Annotated in this window: 15 protein-coding genes; 7 read left to right on the top strand and 8 right to left on the bottom strand. The window is 35.4% G+C overall.

Translation table 11 applies throughout. From position 1 onward, the window contains the following. Window positions 1-67: 67 nt before the first annotated feature. From ACNRYB_RS18945 to ACNRYB_RS18925, 5 genes are all read right to left on the bottom strand, one after another. Window positions 68-1,696 carry a hypothetical protein gene (locus ACNRYB_RS18945; protein WP_473728340.1) on the bottom strand — a complete coding sequence of 543 codons (1,629 nt, stop codon included), beginning with the start codon at window positions 1,694-1,696 and terminating at the stop codon, window positions 68-70. A 291-nt stretch (window positions 1,697-1,987) separates the two neighbouring features. Next, entirely contained in the window at window positions 1,988-3,172 is a 1,185-nt protein-coding gene (gene uxuA / locus ACNRYB_RS18940; protein ID WP_129748166.1) for a mannonate dehydratase, read from the bottom strand. 30 nt (window positions 3,173-3,202) lie between these two features. After that, window positions 3,203-4,015 carry an SDR family oxidoreductase gene (locus ACNRYB_RS18935; protein ID WP_473728339.1) on the bottom strand — a complete coding sequence of 271 codons (813 nt, stop codon included), beginning with the start codon at window positions 4,013-4,015 and terminating at the stop codon, window positions 3,203-3,205. 133 nt (window positions 4,016-4,148) lie between these two features. Beyond that, on the bottom strand, window positions 4,149-4,811 hold the full coding sequence (locus tag ACNRYB_RS18930; protein WP_473728338.1) for a bifunctional 4-hydroxy-2-oxoglutarate aldolase/2-dehydro-3-deoxy-phosphogluconate aldolase: 663 nt from the start codon (window positions 4,809-4,811) through the stop codon (window positions 4,149-4,151). Continuing rightward, a complete protein-coding gene (locus tag ACNRYB_RS18925; RefSeq protein ID WP_473728337.1) occupies window positions 4,808-5,263 on the bottom strand; it encodes a NanQ anomerase/TabA/YiaL family protein in 456 nt (151 codons plus the stop codon). Before ACNRYB_RS18925 ends, ACNRYB_RS18930 begins: the two co-directional genes overlap by 4 nt. 121 nt (window positions 5,264-5,384) lie before the next feature. Here ACNRYB_RS18925 and ACNRYB_RS18920 point away from each other — a divergent pair, with 121 nt between their 5' ends. Further along, the gene (locus ACNRYB_RS18920) at window positions 5,385-6,455 is read left to right on the top strand and encodes a LacI family DNA-binding transcriptional regulator (RefSeq protein ID WP_473730257.1); all 1,071 of its coding nucleotides are present in this window, start codon (window positions 5,385-5,387) and stop codon (window positions 6,453-6,455) included. Between the two features lie 270 nt (window positions 6,456-6,725). Here ACNRYB_RS18920 and ACNRYB_RS18915 read toward each other — a convergent pair whose 3' ends face one another. Continuing rightward, window positions 6,726-7,895: a DUF4861 family protein gene (locus tag ACNRYB_RS18915; protein WP_473728336.1), complete on the bottom strand. Its 1,170-nt coding sequence runs from the start codon at window positions 7,893-7,895 to the stop codon at window positions 6,726-6,728. 198 nt (window positions 7,896-8,093) lie between these two features. Here ACNRYB_RS18915 and ACNRYB_RS18910 point away from each other — a divergent pair, with 198 nt between their 5' ends. The 5 genes from ACNRYB_RS18910 to ACNRYB_RS18890 all read left to right on the top strand — a co-directional run bounded on the left by ACNRYB_RS18910 (window position 8,094) and on the right by ACNRYB_RS18890 (window position 20,453). Beyond that, the gene (locus ACNRYB_RS18910; protein WP_242502574.1) at window positions 8,094-8,753 is read left to right on the top strand and encodes an HAD family hydrolase; all 660 of its coding nucleotides are present in this window, start codon (window positions 8,094-8,096) and stop codon (window positions 8,751-8,753) included. A gap of 599 nt (window positions 8,754-9,352) precedes the next feature. After that, the gene (locus tag ACNRYB_RS18905) at window positions 9,353-12,280 is read left to right on the top strand and encodes a triple tyrosine motif-containing protein (RefSeq protein ID WP_473728335.1); all 2,928 of its coding nucleotides are present in this window, start codon (window positions 9,353-9,355) and stop codon (window positions 12,278-12,280) included. A 217-nt stretch (window positions 12,281-12,497) separates the two neighbouring features. Then, entirely contained in the window at window positions 12,498-15,878 is a 3,381-nt protein-coding gene (locus ACNRYB_RS18900) for a family 16 glycosylhydrolase (RefSeq protein ID WP_473728334.1), read from the top strand. 124 nt (window positions 15,879-16,002) lie between these two features. After that, a complete protein-coding gene (locus ACNRYB_RS18895) occupies window positions 16,003-18,651 on the top strand; it encodes a beta-1,3-glucanase family protein (protein WP_473728333.1) in 2,649 nt (882 codons plus the stop codon). Between the two features lie 176 nt (window positions 18,652-18,827). Continuing rightward, the gene (locus ACNRYB_RS18890) at window positions 18,828-20,453 is read left to right on the top strand and encodes a glycosyl hydrolase family 18 protein (RefSeq protein ID WP_473728332.1); all 1,626 of its coding nucleotides are present in this window, start codon (window positions 18,828-18,830) and stop codon (window positions 20,451-20,453) included. A 260-nt stretch (window positions 20,454-20,713) separates the two neighbouring features. Here the strand turns inward: ACNRYB_RS18890 and ACNRYB_RS18885 are convergent, their stop codons facing one another. Next, complete coding sequence (locus ACNRYB_RS18885) at window positions 20,714-22,636, bottom strand: metallophosphoesterase (protein ID WP_473728331.1); 1,923 nt, start codon at window positions 22,634-22,636, stop codon at window positions 20,714-20,716. A 123-nt stretch (window positions 22,637-22,759) separates the two neighbouring features. After that, window positions 22,760-23,824 carry a phosphatidylinositol-specific phospholipase C1-like protein gene (locus ACNRYB_RS18880; RefSeq protein ID WP_473728330.1) on the bottom strand — a complete coding sequence of 355 codons (1,065 nt, stop codon included), beginning with the start codon at window positions 23,822-23,824 and terminating at the stop codon, window positions 22,760-22,762. A gap of 262 nt (window positions 23,825-24,086) precedes the next feature. Between ACNRYB_RS18880 and ACNRYB_RS18875 the strand changes: the two genes are divergently transcribed. Next, on the top strand, window positions 24,087-24,611 hold the full coding sequence (locus tag ACNRYB_RS18875; protein WP_343706770.1) for an RNA polymerase sigma-70 factor: 525 nt from the start codon (window positions 24,087-24,089) through the stop codon (window positions 24,609-24,611). Window positions 24,612-24,684: the final 73 nt, after the last annotated feature.

Here is a 24,684-nt window from a genome sequence, read left to right as displayed (position 1 = left end):
AAGGAGCAGAGGTGCAAAGGTCAAGCAAAGAGAAACTTTGCACCTTTGTACCTTTGAGCCTTTGTACCTATTTCAAGCGTTTTTCTAATTGATAATCGTACAAAGACGGAATCTTCTCAATCGGGACGTTTAAAAATTCAATATATGGATCGATGTCGTATTTGATTTCAAATTTTGTGTTTCCATGAACGCCAATGATTCTGGCCAAAGCGCCATCTTTCATTCCGTACAGCAAAACTGGTTTTGATTGATCTGGATTTTCAACCTGTACGTTTAAATTCCAAAAAGTGCTGAAAGGTCCGTGAGAAGGTTTCCAGTAATCGGCGCCTCCGCCTCCAAATAAGGCATAACTATTATTTTTGTCGGCTTTTAGATGAACCGTGATATTGTCAAACAAATTTTGATGATTGGCTCCTGAATGCTGATCTAAAACAGGATCTGTAAATATTTCGCAGTCCTGATACACATTTTTAGTTGCAAAAGTGTTGAAACTTAAAGGATGAACGGCTGAATTATAAATTTTCAGATTCTTAACCAAAACATTATGCACACCACCTAAAGTTACCGTATAATGTGCTAAATGCGGGCCATCTGTTGTAACATCTTGAATGGTTACGTTAGAAACTTCTTCAGCTAAAATTCCGCTGTCAGCATTGGTAATTTTAACGTCTTTAACCCAGCTATTAAAAAGACGAGTCAGGAAAATACCATTATTTCCAGGTTCGACGTGATGTGCCACTCTCGGAATATCAGGAAATGTAAAACGAAGATGTTCAATTCCTACTTCATTTAAATGTTTCCATTCAACCAATTGCGCTTGATAACTCGGTTTTACCGAAATAGTTAAAGGTGTTTTTAAAGTGATTTTAGAACCAGAGATTTTAGCGATTTCAACCTGCTGCCTTACAATGGGAAGCTTTGGGAATTTCCAGTGATGCGAACCCGGTTTTACTTTAGCACCTTGATATAAATCGTTGATGATTTCGCCGTTTTCACCATCTTTATTAAACAATTGTAATTCGACAACATCGCCAACTTTTAGTCCTTTTACATCAGAAACAGTAACAATATGTTCGCCCATTTTTCCCGAACTGACTTTCGCCAACGGATTAGACTCTGGTTCGTATTTATCTAAATACGATTTTACGCGTTCGCCTGGAACTTGAGTCCAGATAAATCCGCCAGACCATGCATATTGCGAAAAAGGAAGATCAATATTATTTTCTGGTTCACGCTGTCTTTTGTCAAAAGTGGTTAAGTATTCACGAAGTTCAGCCAAAACATCAGAATCTTTAAGATACATCATCGGTCTTGGACAATAGATTTCAGTTCCGTTTTCGTCAGAACCAGCACCGCGAAGTACAAAATTGCTTCTTTCAATATAAAGAATTTCACTTAAAATAATACGCCCTGCAGGCAATTGCAGAATTACATTTCCTTCAATAGCATTGGCAGCTTTAAAAGCTTTTAAAAGTGCTTTCGAATCGTCTAGATTGTCATTTGCTTTTACCCCAAAATCAGCTGCATTTATAATTTTTCCGTTAGCTTCAGGAATCTGGCTTTCACCGAAATGATATCCCGCATAACTAAAATCAGGCAGATAATTGGTTTTTGAACTTATAATTTTGGGTATTTCCTGCGCCAGTATTGAGTTTATAAAAAAGCCACAGGATATAAGGATGGCTTGGCGAATCATGGTTTTGTGGTTTTTGTGGTTAGTTAGTTTTTTTTTGTTTTTGCCGCTAAGACGCAAAGATTTTTTAAGCTATGTGTTTTTAGTCGCGCAAAGTCGCGAAGACGCAAAGTTTTTTTGTTTCACGCAGATTTTTAAAAGATTTAAGCAGATATACGCAGATATTTATCATAATAAAATCTGCTATAATCTGCCAAATCTGCGTGAAAAATCTTTTTAATCCTTTTATCCCGATAGTTATCGGAAGTGGCTTAAAAAAATCTTCGAGCCTTAGCGCCTTCGTGGCAAACAAAATTATAAAGATCGTTTAATCCCTATTTCAAGTCCGCGTAGTTCTGCTAAGCCTCTTAAACGGCCAATTGCAGAATAACCTGGATTTGTTTTCTTTTTTAAATCATCCAACATTTGATGTCCGTGATCTGGACGCATTGGCAAAGTGCTGTTGTTTCTTTTTTCAACTTCTAAAATTGCTTTTACAACTTCGTACATATCAACGTCGCCTTCCAAATGGTTTGCTTCATAGAAACTTCCTTCTTCGTCGCGTTGTGTACTTCTTAAGTGAATAAAATTCATTTTATCGCCATGACGTCTTACCATTCCAGGCAAATCATTATCAGCGCGAACGCCATAAGAACCTGTACACATTGTAAATCCGTTTGATTTAGAAGGAGCAGCGTTCATTAATTCCATCAAATCTTCTTCTGTACTAACCACTCTCGGCAAGCCTAAAATAGGATAAGGAGGATCGTCTGGATGAATCGCCATCAAAACGCCTTTGCTTTCAGCAACTGGAATAATTTCTTTTAAAAAGTGAAAAAGATTATTTTTTAATGCTTGTCTATCAATATGATTGTAAGCACTTAAGGTTACCAAGAAATCTTCAACAGTATAAGCTTCTTCAGCTCCTGGAAGTCCCGCTAAAATATTTTGTTGCAATTTTACTTTATCTTCTGGAGTCATGGCTTCAAAATAGCTTTTTGCTTTTTGTTTTTGTGCATCAGAATATTCGTTTTCAGCACCTGGTCTTTTTAAAATAAACAATTCAAAAGCTGCGAAAGCATTGATGTCAAAACGTAAAGCTTTAGAACCATCTTCAACCGTATAAGACAAATCGGTTCTAGACCAATCTAAAACAGGCATAAAGTTGTAGCAAACGCATTTGATGCCGCACAAAGCCAGATTGCGAATACTTTCTTTATAATTTTCAATGTATTGAAGATAATTTCCAGTCTGTTTTTTGATGTCTTCATGAACTGGAATACTTTCTACAACCGACCAAGTCAATCCAGAAGCCCCTTTTTTAGGATCACCGTTTTCGTGTTCGATTTCAACTTTACGCTTGATAATTTCATCAATGCTCCAAACTTCTCCATTTGGAATATGATGTAAAGCTGTTACAATTCCAGTTGCGCCAGTTTGTTTGATATCTTGTAAAGAAACAGGGTCATTTGGTCCGAACCATCTTAATGTTTGTTCCATTTTGTATTATGTTGTTTTGTGAGTTAGTTTTTAAATACTTGTTGCGGCAAATCCGCCATCAACTTTTAAGATTGTCCCTGTTACGAATTTTGACATATCGCTGCATAAAAATAAAAGAGCGCCGTCAATATCTTCTGGACTTCCAAATCTTCCCATCGGTGTGTGATCGATGATTTTTTCTCCTCTTGGAGTCAATTTTCCTTCTGGAGTTAGCAATAAAGCACGGTTTTGTTCTCCAATGAAAAATCCAGGAGAAATAGCATTTACACGAAGTCCTTCGCCATATTTTTGAGCCAATTCAACCGCCATCCATTGTGTGAAATTGTCGATTGCCGCTTTTGAAGCAGAATAGCCTACAACTCTCGTTAAAGGTCTTTGCGCCGAAGCTGACGAAATGTTGATGATATTTCCTGATTTCTGTTTAGCGAAAAGCTCAGCAAAAACCTGAGTTGGAAGCATAGTTCCAATAATGTTCAAATCGACAACTTTTTGCAGATCATCACTTTTCATATCATAAATTGCTTGATCAGGCTGAATTGTTGCACCCGGCATATTTCCGCCTGCGGCATTGATTAGAATATCAAGACGTCCGTATTTTTCAACAATAAAATCTTTGGCTTTTTCTAATTCTTCTTTGTTTAAAACATTTGCCTGAACAGCAAAACCTTGTCCGCCGTTTGCTTCGATTGCTTTTACTGTGTTTTCAGCTTTTTCCAATGATTGCGAAACGATTCCGACCACAACGCCTTGCTGTGCCAAAACATCTGCAAATCGGCTTCCTAAAACACCTGCACCACCAGTTATTAATGCAATTTTTCCTTTTAAATTAAATATTGAATCCATTTTAATTTTTAATTTTCAATACTTTAAATCCTAAATTCCAATTTGGAAATAAAGTACATTTTTGTATAATTAATTTTTACTTTTTTTGATTTAGTTAGTCTCTCAGTTCAAACTGGGTTTTCAAATTTGGAATTTATTTTCTGATAGTTTCTATCAAATCCAAAACCCTTTTAGTTTCTTTTTCGATGGTTTCGTAAGCAGCGTATTCCATTACTTCTTTGCTAATTAATTTGCTTCCCATTCCAACAGCAGAAACGCCGGCGTTGAACCATGTTTCAATGCTTTGTTTCGTAGTGTCAACGCCACCTGTTGGCATAAAAATTAAATCTGGAAAAACATCTCTGATACCGCTCATAAAGTCAGGTCCTAATATATTTCCAGGGAAAAGCTTGATGAATTTTATTCCAGCATTTTCAGCAGCAATAATTTCTGTCGGAGTCATACAGCCAGGAGCATATAGAACTTCTTTTGCAATTAAAAACGAAGCTATTTCAGGTACAAATCCAGGACTTATAAAAAAATCAGCACCAGTTAAATAATAGGTTTCTGCCTGTGCTAGATTTTTAATTGTACCGATTCCTAAAAGCATTTCAGGCATTTCAGCATTTCTAACTTCAATCATTTTTTTGAAGTTTGAAAGTGCTTCAGAGCCACGGCTTGTATATTCTACAGCTCTGATTCCTGCATTATAAAGTGTTTTTAGAATAGCGATACTTTTGCTTTCGTCAGCATTAAAATAGAGCGGAAGCATTCCCTGTTTTAAAATGACATCTATAGAGTTCTGAATGGTGCTCATGATTCTATTTTTACTTTAATAACAATTTTTTTCAGTGGACCGCTTCCAATCATAGCAGAATGAACATCTTCTGGAAACAGAATAGCAAATTGCTTTTCTTTTATTTCAAAAAACATATCTGGTTTGTCATGAAAGAAACGAACATCTCTTTCGTCGCTATAATCTCCATTTGGACTGATGCATTTTTCTCTAGGTTTCCATGCAAAGGTTTCTGGACCAATAATAGAAATCTGAATATCGATGTTTTTATCGTGGCATTCAAAACCTTTAATGCTTTCTTCCCTTGTGTTTCCTTCACCAACAATTACGATAAGTTTTAAACCTTCGCCAATTTCATAAGTGCCTTCTTCAAGATTGGCAATATCATTTTGGTTTACATAATCAAAAGCTTTTTTGAAATTGGGATGCAGACCGTAGTATTTTGCTGCATTATGCAATGAATCTATTATCATTTTGTACGGTTTTTATTTTGGTTTTTTAAGGTTATGTGTATATTTGCGTGTGCGTACACGGTATTTTACAAATGTATGCAAAATGTAATGTAAAACAACTTATTTTTGATAAAATAAATTAATTTTACCCAACTGCTTTTATATTTTTAACTTAAAAAGAATCAATATCATAACAATTAAAAAAATTGCCGAATTAGCCAATGTCTCTGCCGGAACAGTAGATAGGATTATACACAAACGCGGACAAGTGGCTCAGGAAACCGTTGACAAGGTTAATGCGATTATTGAAGAATTTGGCTATACGCGAAATATTCTGGCAAGTAATCTAGCGCTGAATAAGAAATTTCATTTTGCAGTTTTCCTTCCAAAATCTGAAACATTAGAATATTGGAAAAGTCAGGCGGAAGGTATTGAAAAAGCAGCTTTGGAGTTTAGCAAATTTGGAATCGTATTGGACTATTTTTTTTACGATTACAATCTGGCATCTTTTAAGGAAACGGCTCAGAAAATAATGAAGTTTGATTGTGACGGTTTGCTATTTGCTCCAATTTTTTATGAGGATTCGGTTCGATTTTTAAAAGAATATGAAAAGAAAAATATTCCAGTTGTAATGATCGATTCGAATATATCTGAAGAAAACGAACATGCTTATGTGGGGCAGGATGCTTTTCAGAGCGGATATTTGGCAGGAAGATTAATCAGTTTTGCTGTGAAAAATGAAAGACAAGTTCTGATTTTTAAAATTACCCGCGAGATTGAAAGCACTTCGGTTTATCAGCAGCGCATCAAAGGTTTTTATTCTTATTTTGAAGATCATAACGAATTAACCAATTTCAAGTTTTCAGAAGTAACTTTAAAAGATTCTGGAATTGATCAGTTGAGTTTGGAAATGTTTTCCGGAATAAATAGTGTTTTTGTGCCTAATTCCAGAGCTTATATTGTGGCTGAATTTTTAAATAAAAACAATATAAAAGGTGTCCGAATAATCGGTTTTGATTTGCTAAAAGAAAATATTGAATATCTAAACAAAGGTGTAATTGATTTTTTAATTAATCAAAGACCAGAAGAGCAGGGATATTTGGGAATCAATTATTTGTATAAAAAACTAGTTCTTCAAGAAGAAACGGAACGAACACATTATATTCCGCTGGAGATTATTTTGAAGGAAAATTATTTTCCAGTAAAGCGATAGTTGGTTTGCCACGAAGACGCTAAGGCGCGAAGATTTTTTAGGCTTTGTGTTTTTTAATCTCACAATCGCGATAGCTATCGGGAGCTGAGGCAAAAAGCTCTTTTTGTTTCACGCAGATTTAAAAGGATTTAAGAAGCAAATTTGTTTAAATTAAAAATCTGAATAATCTGCTGCAATCAGCAATATCTGCGTGCAATAAAATCATTTTAATCTTATAATCTGTGGCTTTAAAAAACTTCGAGCCTTCGCGTCTTAGCAGCAAAAAAAAAATCACTTCTTAACCTTCACAACCAAAGGATTATTGATCTTCTCAGCAAAAGAATTCAAATACTTTTCCCATTCCTGCTTAGTTTGAAACGGACTTCCTTTTTTCCATCCAAAACCAACATAATAAATGGCTTTATTATTTTTTACTGAAATATTTCCATAGAGATTGCTTAAATCTTTTTCATCAGTAATATGATTGTCAAAACTTAACAAAGTGTTTTTTGGAGCAACTAAACCTATTCCAATTTCGGAATCGTCAATGGGTTCCCAATAGCTCAACCAGCCTTCTTTTAGATTTGTGCCAATAGTTCCTTTTTTATCGTGAAGCGTTAATCCAGCAGCAATTTGTTTGGTTCCTGTAATATTGATTTCAAAACGCGAAAGCTGGCTTCCGTAATCTATACTGATTAATTTCGATTCCGTTATTTTATTTCCTTTTGCATCCCAATCTGCATAAGTCAAAATAAAACTGGTTCTGATTGGTCCCGTTGTAATAGTTTTCCAACTGATGAAATTTTTAGAAAAATAATATTTTCCGTCCACATTTACTGCAATTCCCCCCACACCGCGACTGTCGCCAACGTGAAAATTATCCAAACCTTCACCAGTATCTTTATGATACGTTCCTGTTCCGTTAGTGGCTTTTTCGTACCATTTATTAATGATTGGATAATCGACTCTTTTTAGCCACGCATCAATTCCGCTGGTTAGCGTTCCGCCTGGAATTTTATCTTCAACCATTTTTTGAGCTACAGGACCGTAAGTCCTAAATGCGACTTTATTGTTCTCCCAAGCATAATCGTCTGTACGCTCTGGAACAAAACGAGAATAACAGCTGATTACTTTTGAAGCTGAAGGATTTGTTCCAACTAAAACTTCAAAATCCTGTTTTGAAGAAGCTTTTATTTTAGGCTGAAAAAGCAATACATCTGCTTTTCCGTCGCCATCATTATCTACTGTTTGTGTTTCTAAGAAAGTATTGCTGCCAATTTCTTTTACGGCATAATTTTCAAGTTTCGAATCTGCATTTAACCCAAGTGACTTTTTAGTCAATTCGATAGTTTCAAATTCTCTGTCAACTTTTAAATTGTTGGCAACGGTAATGATTTTATTCTGAGAAAAAGCAGTAAAATTAGCTGTCAGAATGGTTATGATAAAAAGATGTTTTTTCAAAATTCTTCGATTTTTAATATTTCAAAAATTAGGTTTGATAGGATTATAAAAGTACAAATCAAAACGGAATTGAAAATACAGAATAGGAGTAATTCTGTACAGAAGTTTGAAAATGAGCAGAAAAGCTTTGAAAATGAAATAGATTATTTTTCGTAATTTACATTTCCTGATTTTGATTTCGGGAGATTATATAATTAAATGAAAATCAACAAAATGGTTAAATGTATTATTTTCGATTGTGACGGAGTATTGGTCGATACAGAAAAAATAGGCAACGGAATATTGCTTTCAATGGCACAGGAACATGGATTTGAAATGGAATTGGAAGATGCTTATCGTCATTTTAATGGTCGAAACTTGAAAGATTGTTTCAGGCATATTGAAGAAGCAATTGATCAGAAACTTCCAGAGAATTTTGAAACAGAATATCGAGAAAAGAGTTTTGAGGCTTTTAAAACTCAGGTAAAACCAATGAAAGGTATTATAGATTTTATCGAAAATATAGAAAAATTAGAAATTCCGTATTGCGTTGCATCGAGCGGACCAGTAGATAAAATTCGTTTGAATCTTGAAGTAGCAGGATTGCTGGATAGATTTGAAAGTAAAATATTTAGTTCGTATCAAATTGACAGCTGGAAACCAGAGCCCGGAATATTTCTTCATGCAGCTGCAATAATGGGGTTTGAAGTAAAAGAATGTATCGTGGTTGAAGATAGTAAAGCTGGCGTAAAGGCAGGAGTAAGTGGCGGATTTAAAGTGTATGGCTTTGCAAATGGTTTCAATAATGAGGATTTAAAAGAAGAAGGAGCGGAGCTTTTTATTTCTTATGAAGAGTTAAGTGAAAAACTTGGAGTTTAAGATGTAATTGTTTTGTTTTAAGTTTTGGGTTTCAAGTTTTAAATTAAACCCAAACAGGTTTTTAAAAGCTGTCGGGTTTGTTTTTACGATTAAATTATTCCGTTAGGAATATTTGGTCGGTAGAAAAATAAAAACGCATTTACATAGTGTCCTGTAGGGACACCTGTTTTTGCGTAAAGAATGTTATACGTATGTTCAAACGTTCCTAAGGAACGTATCGTGATAAATCCAATTAAAAATCTACCAACCAAACGTTCCTACGGAACGTGTAACTCTGAATCTAATTCGAAAATCTACCAACTAGACATTCCTACGGAATGAAGAACATCTTTTTGCACTTTGACAAAGTTTAATTTTCTAATTGCCACATTTCTTAATTATCAAATTCTCTCATTAAAATGTAATTTGTTGCATTAAAATAAAATTTTATATATTTGAGTTTCGACATTCTCTTTTTTGCTTTGATAATAATGAATAATTGTTATTAATACATTTAATAGAAAGAATGTTTTTGTCTAGAAAATGACTTTTCCCAAAGAAGTATTTTCTGGATTGTGATTGCAAAAAATCACAAAACTAACCTACAGACCCGCGACAGAATGATGAAATTTAAAACCAGAATTTTACTTCTATTTCTATTATTTTTTTCGATTACCAACTCCCAAATCAAAAAGATTGGAGTTCCCTTTATAGCCAATTATAGTCCGAAAGCTTATAAAGCTGCATCAGAAAATTGGGATGTTTTGCAAGATTCTAACGGCATGATGTTTTTTGCCAATCATTTCGGAATTATGCAGTTTGATGGTGTTCGCTGGGCGATTGTGACGCAGCCAGAAAATCGAAGCATGGTTCGTTCTATGGCAATTGACAGAAAGGATAAAATATATGTTGGCGCTCAAGGCGATTTCGGATTTGTGATCCAGCTCCCAAACGGGCAATATCAATACACTTCTTTAGTAAAACTGCTTCCTAAATCGGCTCGTAATTTTGGTGATGTGCTGCATACGGTCATTCGAAATGACGAAGTGATTTTTTTCTCCTATGAAAGGGTTTTTATTTATAAGAACAATACAATCAAGGTAATAAATGCAAAAAAAGCTTTTGATGATTTCTTCGAAGTTGGGAAAGAAATTTATGTTTCGGATAACGAGAAAGGATTATTAAAACTAAAAAACGATACTTTAGTTCCAGTAGAAAATGGTCAAAAGTTTGTTGGAATGCAGGTTCGAAAGATTTTTCAAGCCAAAAACGGACTTTTGCTATTCACTCAAAAAAATGGCCTTTTCATTTTCGATGAAAATCAAATTAAACCATTTACAACAGAAGTGGATCATTTGCTGAAGCAGAATCAGATTTCGGCAGGAATTCAGCTTTCTGATGGCTATTTCGGAATCGGAACCCGTCAATCGGGGTTGATAGTTATAGACGGTGAAGGACATTTGATTCAGCATATTGACAAACAAATGGGACTTCAGAATGAATATGTGACCAACTTTAAAATTGATAAGGAAGGCAATTTATGGGTGACGCTCAAAGGCGGAATTTCACTGATTCAGATTTCATCTCCTTTGTCTAAAATTATTGACAGCACTAATTCTGAAACCAAAATCTATTGCAGTCAGATTTACCAAAATAAATTATATATCGGCACGGACAACGGTTTATTTTGGCTGGATTGGGAAGCTTATAAAAGCGGAAAAAGAGAAAACGTAACTTTTCAGCATATTGCTGGAATGTCTGAAAATGTTTGGAATGTGGGAGTTTTTGGCAATTCATTATTGGCTTTTGAGAAAAACGGAATATTTGAAATCAATGGAAATTCCGCGAAAGCGTTGGCAAAAATTGATGGCGCTTGGCAAGGAATCCTAATTCCAAATCATTCAGATTTACTGCTTGTTGGAGGTTATACAGGATTGTATCTTTTGAAAAAAATAAATGGTTCTTGGGTTTTTCAGCATCTTATAAAAGGTTTTGATGAAAGCAGCAGAATTATGGAAACCGATAAACAAGGAAACATTTGGATTGCGCACGGTTATAAAGGAATTTACAAACTTAAATTCAATGAGTTATTTGATTCGGTTATTGATATTCAGTTTTATAACGATAAAAATGGTTTTCCGTCGAGTTTGTTTTTGAATACATTTAAAGTGAATAATCAGATTTTATTTGGAACAACAAAAGGCGTTTACAGACAGGATTTGTCTTCTAAAAAAATGATTCCAGATCCTGTTTTCAAAAAATATCTGGGGTTAGAAAATCATATTCGATTATTAAAACCGGACCATCAGGATAATATCTGGTACATTTCCGGTGAAAATACGGGTAAAATGAGCAGGCAGAAAAATGGAAGCTTTAAGATTGAAGAGCTTCCTTTTCGAAAGCTTCGCTACATATATGTTCCAGGTTTTGAAAATATTCAGACCACAAAAAGCGGTGATGTTTTTTTTGGAACTCAAGAAGGTTTGATCCATTACAGCTCCATTAAAAACAAGAAATATCAAACAAAATATAAAGCTGTTATTTCTGAAGTAAAATGCATTTTTCCAAAAGACAGTCTGTTGTTTTCGAGCCGTTATGATGTTCTGCCAAACAAAACAGGATCTGTAAATGATAAACTTTCGACAGTTTTGCCGTATTCTAATAATGCACTTCATTTTTCTTTTGCGTCACTTTGTTTTGAAGATGCCGATGCGACAAAATATGAATATTGGCTAGAAGGTTTTGAGCCAACTTGGTCAGATTATAGTCTTCAGACCGAGAAAGAATATACCAATTTGCCCGAAAACGAATATGTCTTTCACGTAAGGGCAAAAAATATGTATGATGTAGTGAGCGAAGAAGCTGTTTTTCGTTTTGAAGTTTTGCCCCCTTGGTATAGAACTTTTTGGGCTTACTTAGTTTATTTTGCACTTTATAGCATTGTAATTTATTTAATTGTTAGATATCAGAAATCTGTTGCGGAGCACCAACGCCGTCAATTAATAGAGAATCAGGAAAAAGAATTGCTTCGAAGCCGTGCTGAACTTAACGAACAAAAACTCACATTGGAACAGCAGAATATGGCTATTGTTCGAGAAAATCTTGAAACGACCATAAATCTCAAGAATGCTAAGGTGGCTTCAAATACCGTCAATTTGATTCATTTAAATGAAATTTTGCTTTCGATTAAGGATTTGATTGGACAGATTGATAAGAAAAATGATCCAAATGTAAACTTCAGCCTGCTGACTAAAATCAATAAATTAATTGATCACGAATTGCAGGGAGACAAGCATTGGAATGAATTTGAAGCAATTTTCAATCAGCTGCACGATAATTTTATGCAGCGGTTAAAATCGACTTATCCAGAATTGACTCCGCGTGATATGCGTTTGTGTGCTTATTTGCGAATGAATTTTAATACGAAGGAAATTGCACCGCTTTTAGGAATTTCTGTTCGCGGTGTCGAAGATACCCGTTATCGTATTCGTAAAAAATTACAGCTTCCGTCTGATACTAATATCACCGAATTCATTCTTAATTTTTAATTTTTCTTGTAAAAGTGAAATTTAAAGTGATTTTGTGCATTTCATCGATGATTTGTTACATTTCTTCGATAGTACCGTAGTCAAACCGTACTCCAAAATGTAAGTCTTGCCTGATTTTTTAGTTAATATTGCGCTGTTATTGTCGGAAAATACGATCTGTTTTTTCAAAGATGATGTATTGATGAAATAACATTTACTAACTAAAAACCTATCAAAAATGAAGCAAAATGACTTTTTTTTCGGCCGACCACCGAAAAGCAATTCTTATTTATTTAAACTATTTTGTCTGGCAGTTTTATTCTTACTGCTACCATTTATTAAAGCCCAAGCCCAATGTAATACGCTTGTCTGGTCTGATGAATTTAATGGCACTACGGTAGATTTAACCAAATGGCAAAGCATCTCAGGAAATGGATGTCCATCGCTTTGCGGATTTGGAAACGCTGAGGCACAGCGCTACGACCCGAATCAGGCAACAATTGTAAAAGAAGGAACAAACAGCTACTTAAATATTGAAGCAAAATATGCGCCGAGTTCACAATTTCCAGATCAGCCGTATGCTTCTTCAAAATTGACTACAGAAGGAAAGTATTCTTTAAAATACGGTAGAGTAGAAGCTCGTATGAAATTATCTAACGGACAAGGAGCTTGGCCAGCTTTTTGGATGCTTCCTGTAAATGGAAACTGGCCGTATACTGGTGAAATTGATATTATGGAAGCCAAACACAGAAATCCACAATCTGTGGACGGAACGATTCATTATGATGGAAACGGATATCATTTTACAGGTAGAAGCTACAGTTCGCCAACAGATTTATCTTCCGATTTTCATGTGTATGCGGTAGAATGGGGACCAAACTTTATAAAATGGTTTGTTGATGATGTTTTGTTTCATACAGCAACACCAAATACGACAGTTAACGGCGGATGGCCTTTTAACGATAGTCAGTTCTATATCATTTTAAATCTTGCTGTTGGTAGTGCAGGAACGCCTTACACCAGTGTAAATGGAGCTGGAGTGGCGCCAGTTCCGGGTGATTTCCCAGCTAAATTACAAGTCGATTATGTTCGTGTTTACGATGGGAGTTTTAAATATGCGGTAACAGGCGATAACAAAGTGTACCAAAATGAAACTAGTAAAACCTATTCTGTAAATGCAATTGCGGGGGCGACCTACAACTGGACTGTTCCAGCAGGAGCAACAATTGCATCAGGGCAGGGAACAAATTCGATTACTGTAAATTGGGGAACTTCTGGAGGAGATGTTTCTGTAGCTGCAACAGTTTCGGGTTGTAATGTTAATACCTACAAACTAGCGGTTACAACCGAACCAGCATTACCAGTTGAAAAAATACATGAAGATTTTCAAAGCAATCGAAATGTATTGTATCCTGTAAAAACTGGAGTTTTGACAGAAGCTGTTGCGAATCCTTCTGCTACAGGAATTAACACATCGGCTTTGGTTGGAAAATACGTTAGAAATTCAAGCGAATTGTATGACGTTTTGAATATCAGAAACGTAACGATTACTAATGCGAACGATTATGTTTACGGAAGAAAAAGGCTTTCGTTTGATATTTATACTTCGGCTCCTGTTGGAACAAAAATATCCATGCAATTAGAAAACAGCAATGTAACGACTGCAACCAATTATCCGTTAGGAAGACATAGCGGTTTTAAAGCAACAACAACAGTTCAGAACAAATGGGAAACAATAGAATTTGAGTTCGAAAAAGTAATCGATCCAAATACAAGTGCTTTGGCGATTAATAATGTGGTGATTCTTTTTGAATCGAATTCTAATTCGGGTGCGACTTATTATTTTGATAATTTGCTGACAAAAGCAGCGCCAGAAAAACCGATTATTGCAACAGATGTTCTGCAAAACTATGATGGAGCAAACAAAATCATAAAAGGAACCACTACTGGAACGTATTCTGTTGTGGCAAATCCAGGAACGAATTCGGTTAACTCTTCTGCAAATGTGGCAAAGTACGTTAGAAATGCATCAGAACAATACGATGTTCTTTTCTTTAATACACAAACTTCAATCGAAGATGCTGGTTTATTTAAAAATCAGACCAATAAAATCATGATCGATGTATACACAACAGCACCAATTGGTACGGTTGTAAGCATGAATTTTGAAAATAGCGCGACTTCGCTTCCAGCCAATTATCCGACAGGAAGAAATAGTAATTATGTAGCCATTACAACCAAACAAAATCAATGGGAAACATTAACTTTTTACTATAATTCCAGTCCGGATGCTGGAACTTCAAACTTAGCTGTGAACCAAATGGTTTTATTGTTTAATTCAGGTTCGTACACAAGCGATACCTATTATTTTGACAATATTAGAATTGGTTCGACTAAGCTTCCAGATACTTTTACACCTGGTGTAGTGTATGAAGATTATCAAACGATTCACAATATTACTTTTAGAGATGCGATTGGGACTTATACGCCAAATACAGCAAATCCAAATGCTAGCGGAATCAATACTTCTTCGAATGTTGGAAAATATGTTCGTAAATCAACAGAATTGTATGATAATTTCTCATTCAATACAACATTAAATAACATTGGAGATTTTAAAGCTGGAACAAAAAAGTTTGCAATGGATGTTTATACTTCCGCGCCAGTTGGTTCTATTATTTCTTGGCAAGCAGAAAGCAGTGCTTCGGTTCCGTCCAACTATCCTGTTGGAAGACACAGTATTTATCAGGGAGTTGTAAAACAAAGTAACGCTTGGCATACCATTACTTTTACCTATGTAAGCACACCAGATGCTTCAACACCAGATAATGATGTCAACCGTTTTGTTTTCTTGTTTGAACCGGGAACCAATTCTGGAAATACCTATTATTTTGATAATCTGAGAGCTCTAAATTTAGTCTCTACAGAAACGCCAAATGTGAATTTAGCTTTGAATAAAACAGTAACGGCCTCGACATTAGAAAATACGACTTTTACTGCAAACCAAGCAACAGACGGAGACGGAGGTACAAGATGGGCGAGTTCTTTTGCGAATGCAACCGAATGGATTTATGTGGATTTAGGAAGTAATTATACTCTTAATCGTGTGGTGTTAAAATGGGAAGCAGCTTATGCAACTCAGTACAAAGTGCAGCTTTCGACAGATAATGTTTTCACAGAAAATGAAACCATCAGCACACAAACGACAAGTGATGGAGGAACTGACGATTTAGCGGTAAGCGGAACAGGAAGATATTTACGCATTTTATGTACAGCAAAAGCTTTGGCTCCTTATGGATATTCATTGTTTGAAATTGAAGCTTACGGATCATCATCAACGGCTAGAATGGCTTTGAATGTTGAGGAAGAAGCTCAGACAGAGGAAGCTGTTTTTGCAGTATATCCGAATCCGACAACTAATTATGTTCAAGTTTCATCTCCTGAAAACTTAAACAATAAAGTCATTACGATTTACGACAATACAGGAAATCTGGTTCTGCAAAATAAACCTCAAGGAAATGAAAGTGTAATTGATGTAAGCAGACTTCGTCGAGGAATCTACATTTTAAATTTTAAATCAGACCAAAAAAGCTGGAGCAAAAAGCTTATTAAGAAATAATTTTAAATCCGTTGGGTGCAATTCAAGGAGGGCATACCAGTTGCACCTGGCGGATCATTTAGTCATTTGAAAATGACTTTGGTTTTAGAATCTAATTATTATGTAACCCCAAAATTATTTAGATATGAAAAACAATAAAATTCAAAGATTTTCTATTCTGACCGCACTGTTTTTAGTGTTTTCGACTTTTATGTACGGTCAGGGACCAGTTCCTTTTACGATAAGCAATAATTCCACTTTTGCAGACAGCGATCTTTATGTTGCCATTGTCGGAATCGATTATACTACAGGAAACCATGTTTGGGTAAATGCCAAAACAAGTCAGGTTTTGCCAATGAGCGCTTCTTACAACACGGTTACAGGGCCAACTTATGGAGGAAATACAGGGCCTGGGCAAAACTCAAAATATGCGGCATGTTTTACAAAACTGAGTGAAATTCCAAACAAAACCTTCACTTTGCCATTAATCGCAGGATGCCGAGTTTTTATTTCTAAAGGATCACAATTGTACTTTTACTTTTTTGGAGCTAGCGGAGCGCCTTCGGGATATGCTTCGCCAAATCCGCAGAATGCTACAGATCCAAATCAGGGCATTTTGTATGAAATGATCGAGTTGACCAACAATCAATATGGTTTTTTCGGAAATCCAACACGTGTAGATTCATACAAATATCCAATGGGATTGGAATTGTTTGGGGCAAACGGTTACCAAAAGAAAGTGGGAGATTTGAAAAAACATGCTGATATCGTTGCCGCTTTTAAAGCCAATGTTCCAGCAGAGTTTCAAGGTTGTGTAAACGATGCAACAGGAGAAATTACAGCTCCGTCTAAAACACCAGCTTACGCACAAGGAGGACCATACGAAAACTATTTAAAATCTTATATTGATGCCATTTGGAACAAATACAAAAATGAAGATTTAATTTTCTATGCAGGAGATGCAGGAGTTTTTAAAGGTCGAGTTATTGGAGAACAATTAGAAATGGTTGGGCAATCTGGTGCTTTTGTGGGAAGAACTGGACGTGTTCAAAACCGACCAACAACGCAAGAAGCTCTTGAAGGAAAAGGCGTCTTGGACAGAAGATTGGTTGACGGAGATCTGGATTTAGTAATTCAAGCTCAATTAACGGCTGCGATTAACCGACATGTGGTAAACACTACAACGGCAAATCCAGGGCAGCAAAATTGGTATGATGCTTCAAAATATTATCAAGTAAATCCAACAAACCATTATTCTAAATTTTGGCATTTGCCAGGAATTAATATCGATAATCTAGCTTACGGTTTTGCTTATGATGATGTTGCAGATCAGTCGCCATCACTTCATTCGCCACAACCGACAAAAGTTATTGCTACGTTTGGAGGTTATTACGGACTTACAACACCTTCGGTTCCAGCATCGACAGATGTAATCACAGTTTATAAAGATTGCAATTATACAGGATTCTCAGGCGGCTTAACGATTGGAGATTATAATCTGGCTCGTTTGAATTCGTTGGGAGTTTTGAATGATGATATTTCTTCACTAAAAATTACTCAAGGTTATCAGGCGATTTTATATCAAGATGATAATTTTGGCGGAGCTTCAACGGTAATCAATTCTGATAATTCTTGTTTGAATACGACTTGGAATGATAAAGTGAGTTCGATCAGAGTTATTGCAAATGGAACGGCAACTTTAGGAAATCAGACTTTCTTTCTTCAAAACAGAAACAGTGGTTTATATATGGATGTTTGGAATTCTAGTATGTCAAACGGAGCTGGAATCAATCAAGGCGCTTTGAATTCTGGAAACAATCAGAAATTTACTTTTACGCATTTAGGAGACGGAATGTATAAAATCATTGCTAACCACAGCGGTATGTCAATGGATATCAATAATTTTAATAAAGCCAATGGTGCAAGAGTAGAGCAGTATCCGTACAATGCAACGACAAATCAGCAGTTTATTTTGGTTTCTACGGGAGATGGCTATTATAAAATTGTTGCCCGTCACAGCGGAAGAATTGTTGAGGTTGCAGGAGCAAGTACAGCTTCGGGCGCTATTGTGCAGCAGTGGGATAATAATAACCAGACTTGCGGACAATGGAAACTGGTTCCAGCTACAAGTTCACAAACTTCAGTATTGATTCAAGCAGAAGATTATTCAGCCATGAGCGGAATTCAAGTAGAAGCAACTACAGACACAGGCGGCGGTTCAAATGTTGGTTATACAGAAACGGGAGATTGGTTGGCGTATAATAGCATTAATTTCCCAACAACGGGTTCTTATTTAATTGAATACCGAGTAGCAAGCGCAGTTACAGGCGGAAGATTATCTGCAGATTTAAATGCTGGAGCTATTGTTTTAGGAAATGTTGATATACCAAATACAGGAGGTTGGCAGAACTGGCAAACTGTTTCGCAAACTGTAAATGTAAATGCAGGAACGTATAATTTTGGAATTTACATTCAGAATACGGGAATGAATATTAACTGGATTAAAATCACAAAAGTGGCAGGAACAGCAAGAATGGCGGCAGCTGAAACGGTAGAAGAACCAGAAGAAACGGTTTTAAATGTTTATCCAAGTCCTGTAGAAAACACTCTTTTTGTTACAACAGATCTTTCTGGAGGAACTGCAAAAATTTTAGATTCTCAAACGGGCGCTACTGTAGTTTCACAAAAAATCAACAACAATAGTTTTGATGTTTCGCATCTTAGAAAAGGAATCTATTTTATAGTTTTTGAAAAAGATGGCAAACAAACCATCAAGCGATTCATAAAGAAATAGTTTTAAAAAGTGATCTCAGGCTTTAGATTTAGATCATAATTTACGTAGTGTTAGTTCTGCGAAATTAAATTATAGATCAAATCAAAAATCTAAAGTCTGAAATCTAAAATCAGAAATATTTAACTCAAATAACCGTCCCATGTTTACGAGTTTATTAATCTATTAAAACAATTATTATGAAAAACAATTACCGAAGAATGCTGCAGAAATGCATGATTATTTTAGTGTTGGGTGCTTTTAATTTAGTTTCGGCACAAAAGAAAGTAATAGCTTATGTTCCCAATTGGATAGATTTGAATGCCTTTTCAAGCACAATCCAGTACAGTAAATTGACGCATATTAATATTGCGTTCGAAAATCCTGATGCTAATGGTTATTTAAGCTTTAATTCAGGAAGTAATGCCATTATCAATGCGGCGCACGCCCAAAACGTAAAAGTATTTGTATCGCTTGGAGGAGGTTCTGTTTCAGAAGGCGGAGCAATTCGTGACAATTATTTTAATCTGATTACGCCAGCCAACAGAACGGCTTTTATCCAGAAAATCTACGATTACGTTGTGGCTCATAATTTTGATGGAGTAGATGTTGATTTGGAAGGTCCTGCAATTAATGGAGATTACGGCGGATTTGTAATCGCTTTGGCTAATAAATTGCATGCTAATGGAAAATTGATTTCAGCAGCGCTTTCAGAAGGATATGGTGGTGCCAATGTACCTTCATCAACTTTTGCGGCTTATGACTGGATCAATATCATGGCTTATGATGCAACTGGGCCTTGGGCGCCAAACAATCCGGGTCAGCATTCTCCTTACAGTATGGCAGTAAATCAGTTCAATTATTGGACAGGAAGAGGATTGCCAGCAAGCAAAGCCATTATAGGACTTCCGTTTTATGGCTATGGTTTTGGCGCTTCTGCCAATCAGGGAATTTCTTATGCGAATATTGTAGCTCAATATCCAGGAGCTGAAAACTTGGATCAGGTTGGAAATACAATTTATTATAACGGAATTCCAACCATCAAACAAAAAACAACTTTTGCGATTCAGAACGCAGGCGGAGTTATGATTTGGGAATTGTCTCAGGATGCAACAGGAACAAAATCTTTGTTAAATGCCATTAATCAGGTAATTACTGGAGGTACTTCTCCAGGAACAGGAACTTTAATTCAAGCTGAAAATTACAATACGATGAGCGGAGTTCAAACCGAAGCAACAACTGATACAGGTGGAGGTTTAAACGTTGGATATTGCGATACAGGCGACTGGATGGCGTATTACAATATTAATTTTCCAACTTCTGGTTCTTATCAAATAGAATATCGCGTTTCAAGTGCGGTTACAGGAGGTAGATTATCATCAGATTTAAATGCAGGGACGATTCAGCTTGGCGCCATAAATGTTCCAAATACAGGAGGATGGCAAAACTGGCAGACCATTACGCAAACCGTAAACGTAAATGCAGGAACGTACAATTTTGGAATTTATGTTCAAAATACTGGTTTTAATATCAATTGGTTTAGAATAACAAAATCGGGCTCAACGGCAAGAACAGCTGCGCCAACTACAGAACAATCCATTGCGAGTTTAGAAGTTTATCCGAACCCAACTGAAAGTCAGCTTTTCTTTAGCACAGAGGTTTCTGGCGGAAATGTAAATGTCATCAACACAGAAGGTGGTGCAACTGTTTTTTCTCAAACTGTAAACAATAACAGTATTGATGTTTCTACTTTAAAAACAGGAATTTATCTGATTTCAGTTGAGAAAAACGGAATCAAAACGGTAAGACGTTTTATTAAAAAATAATCATAACCCATTTGCCATAATGGTTTTAGATACATTAAATTTTAGGTTTTAATGTGATAAAGGCTGTCAGAAATGATGGCTTTTTTTTTACCGCAAAGAGCGCTAAGGTTTACGCAAAGAGCGCTAAGTTTTTTTTGAGCTAAATTTTTATAAAATGAAAAGTTCGCAAAGCTTTATCCATATAGCTTTGCGAACTTTGCGTTTTTAAGCGTATTCAAATAATAAAAAAACTTTGCGCTCTTTGCGGTTAAATTACAAAGTTATTTCAAGCTTTTAACTTCACCATTTTTCAAATCAACTGTAAAATGATCTGCTGGAACTTCGTGCATGAATTTATTGAAGATGATAAGAAATAATTTCATCTGTTTTTGCAACGGATTATCTTTTGAAAGATCAGTTTTTGAATCTTCTAAAAATAAATGAGACAAGACTTTATATTCTTTTGCTCTTTCAATTCCAACATCGGCTAAAGCCAATTCATCTGCACTTCTAAATCGATAAAAATCTACTAGAAGATCGTAGCCAGTCCAATTAAAGTTTTCTTTTTTGAGATTGTTTTTAGCTAGAACTTTTTCTGATTTAGCTTCAGCTTCATTCCATTGTTTTTGAAATTGATCTTTGTTTTTAAGAATAAAATCAAAATCTTTATCCGATTGCATATTGGCTAAAACTAGCAAATCTTTTGCAGAAACATTCAATATAAAATCTTTGAAAGCAGAAGGCCAATCGTCTTTTAAGAATCTAAGGCGAACTAATTCTTTCAAATGAAAATCGGTAAAATCATGATAGTTTTTTGTTTTTAAAATATCGATATTCCAAATGTCTTGTGCGTTCTGACTTTCCAAAAACTGATATTCCATTTTATACAAATCAAAAAGTTCGTTGTATCTCGGAACATCATCAATAGTAATAGTTTGAATATCTACAAGATTATCTTTTTTGAAAGTCAATAATTTATAAGCTGGAATATAAGCCGCAAGCGACGGCGTCTGAATATTAACCAAAGTATTTCCTTTTGCAGAAGTTCTCACACCCGTATCGTTGATATGCATATGTCCGCCAAAATGAATTTTTAATCCCGCATCTGCAAAAACTTGTGCTACTTCTTCGACAGGAACACGATTTAACTGCCATTTGTTTGGACCGAGTAATTCTTTTATTTCTACCGAGGCATCATCATTAAAATCAATCATAGGGAAATGGCTGAAAGAGATCAAGGTTTTTCCTTGTTTTTTGGCTTCCGCCGAAATCGTTTCAACCCATTTTATGAGATGTTTTTTGTTAGAAAGCACATTATTGTAACCTGTACTAGCTTCATTGTAATTCTTAGAATCTTTTTCAGCAGAAGCATTTTTTTTCGGCATATAAACATTTCCGTCAATAGCCATTAGCCAAAGTCCGTCGATAGGTTCTACGACATAACTAACATCTGGAACTTCATAACCTGGCGCTACTTCATACACACGATTTGCCAATTTAGCGCTTTCTAAAGCCTTTTCAAATGTATAGTTTTTACTTGTATAAGAAGAAAATGGAGTAGACCAGAATTTGTATTTTTTATTCGGATGAAAACCAAAATCATGAAGCTGATCTGTAATTCCTAAATAACCCATTTTAGCAATATCGGCTGTGACAACTACTGGCTGTTCGATGTTTAAATTGGGCTTATAAAGGCCGTCTTTGCTAAAAATGGGCTGACTTTTACCATCATTTCCTAAGAAATCTTCTTTTCCAGATTCTTGAGCAAAAGGCCCAACTGGATCGTGATTTCCTGTGGTGATGAAGAATTCTATTCCGTATTTTTTGGTGTATTGTTCTAATATTGTGGCTAATCCGCGAACGTGAATTGGTTGTCCGTCATCAGTATAATCTCCGGGAAGCGCCACGTATTTGATTTTTCGCTTTGCGATATCTTCTAAAGCGGCTATAAATGCAAAATAGTTTTCATTGAAAATTCGTGTAGAATGTAGCTGAGATGACATGGTTCGCAATAAGGTATATTGCCCCGTTTTCGGATTCAAAACGCCTTTGTAATCAGAGTCTGAAAAACTGCCGAATAAATCCTGTAGATGTACATCTGAAAGAAATGCGATTTGCGTTCTGTTGAGGTTTTTTACTTTTTGTGCTGAAATCGTATAATTGAAAAAAATAAAAAGAGCTATTATCGTAAATTTTGAATTCATAGGTTTTGTTTTTTACCGCAAAGAACGCAAAGGTTTCTCGCAGAGAACGCAAAGATTTTAAGTATGATTTATAAAATAAATAAGTTCACAAAGCTTTGCGAACTTTGCGGTTAAGAAAAAAATTTAAGGTACGTTTACAGGATTATTTCTAACATAACTTCCATCATCATATTTAATTTGATAAGGAGAATTAAAGAAAGTGCTTGGCAGATAATAATCGGTTGTGATGATTTGCGCGCCTGATTTTTTAGCGGCTTCAAAATGAGAATAATCGTTTTTACGGGCTTCTTTTGTATCTGAATCGGCTCTAGTTCTTATTAAATAGCCTTTTTTAACTAATTCTTCGATTTGCGGATCTTCAGAATTGTTTCTGAACAAAGCTGCTGCTTCAGGTTTTCCTGGTTCGGCGTTAATAAAAACGGCGCGTCCCTTAAGGGACGGATGATTCAATGCGTACAAATCTCTTTTTGCGCCGTTGTTATCTAATAAGAATAAAAATCTTCCTTTTGCTTCTTTTAGGGTTGGCCAATTGTTGTTTAATACTGCTTCTTCGAGTGTTTTATATTTTCCGCGAACCATGTCTGGCGTAATCAATTTGTCTTTTCCTAATTCTTTACGGATTACTTTGTCCATTTCGTCAAAAACAGCAACAGTAAAATCTTCTGGTTTTGTTCCGAAGAAATTGGCATCGCCATCTTTTGGTTCTAAAGTGATGAAAACAGGAACGTAATTCGGATTGGCGTCTGACCATTTTTTCAATTCCTGAAGACAGATTTCGAAAGTATAGCAAGAAGTTCTAAAATCGATATCTGGCATATGAAAAACCTTGAAACCTGTTTTTTTCATTAATCCGTTTGGGTCGTAAGCTTCTTCAGATTTAGCAATATCCAAACCTTTCGGGTGTGCATATTTTCCGCCTTTCGCGTCAGCAAAAATATCAATTTCCAGATTTCGCAAGCCTTTGTTTAATTGATCGGTAATGCTAATGTGAGTGTATTGTAAACCTTTAAGCGAACGAGAAGTATCTCTAGCCTGAATAAGATTGTATAAGTCAGTTTCAATCGCGTGACGATAACTGTTATGCGATCCGATAACCTGAAGCTGGTTAATTTTCAGATTGTCGTTTTGCATTTGAGCACTTAAATTTAAAGTACTGGCAAATAATAAAGTGAATAAAAATGGTTTCATGATTCTAAAATGTAATTAATGTTTGACTGGGACGCATCAAAAGAAAATTCCATTTTTTGAAAGTCACTAAATTAAATGTCATGCTCGATTTTGATGTTAGATTAAAAAAAAGAAATCGCAAAGGCATTCCTATTTCTGCTTGAAAAAAGTAGTATTTCTACATCAAATGTGTTTATTTTTTAATTTAAACATAACATTGACGCAAAAAGTATTGGAGTTTCATTTCCTTATTTTACGATATTAAAAAGCCTGTAATTGCCGTATGAATAATCCTGAAATTTTTGAACAAACGTATAACCAATATTGGAAAAAGCTCAACGCATTTTCTTATACGATGACTCAGGACAAAGACTTGGCACAGAACATTGTTCAGGATGTTTTTGTTGATTTATGGGAGAGAAAAGAAGAGCTGAATATTCATGCGATTGAACCTTTTTTGTTTCGCGCCGTAAAGAATCAGGTTTTCAAACATTATCAGAACAATCGTTTTGATAAGACGATTTTAGAAGAAAAATTTGAAGACTACATTATAGATAATTTTTCGACAATAGATCCAGAAGTGATGGATTTACTTTATTCTCTGTTAGACAAACTTCCAGAAAAAAGAAAAGAAGTTTTGCTGATGTATAAATTTCAAGATATGACAATCGACCAGATTGCAGAAGAACTTGGAATTTCTAAACAAACCGTAAAAAATCAAATTTCATCTGCGGTGAAACAACTTCGCGAAGGCTTAAAAGACTTGGCTTGGCTGGCTCCATTCCTTATTTTCAATCAAAAATTTTAAAATAACTTTCGCTTGATGTTTTCATAATATTTGGCGATAGTACGATTTGTGGTTTCTGGTACTTATTCATAAC

The sequence above is a fragment of the Flavobacterium sp. CR10 genome (genome assembly GCF_055814415.1).
Note: the sequence above shows the minus strand (reverse complement) of the source record. Positions and strands in the feature narration are given on the sequence as shown.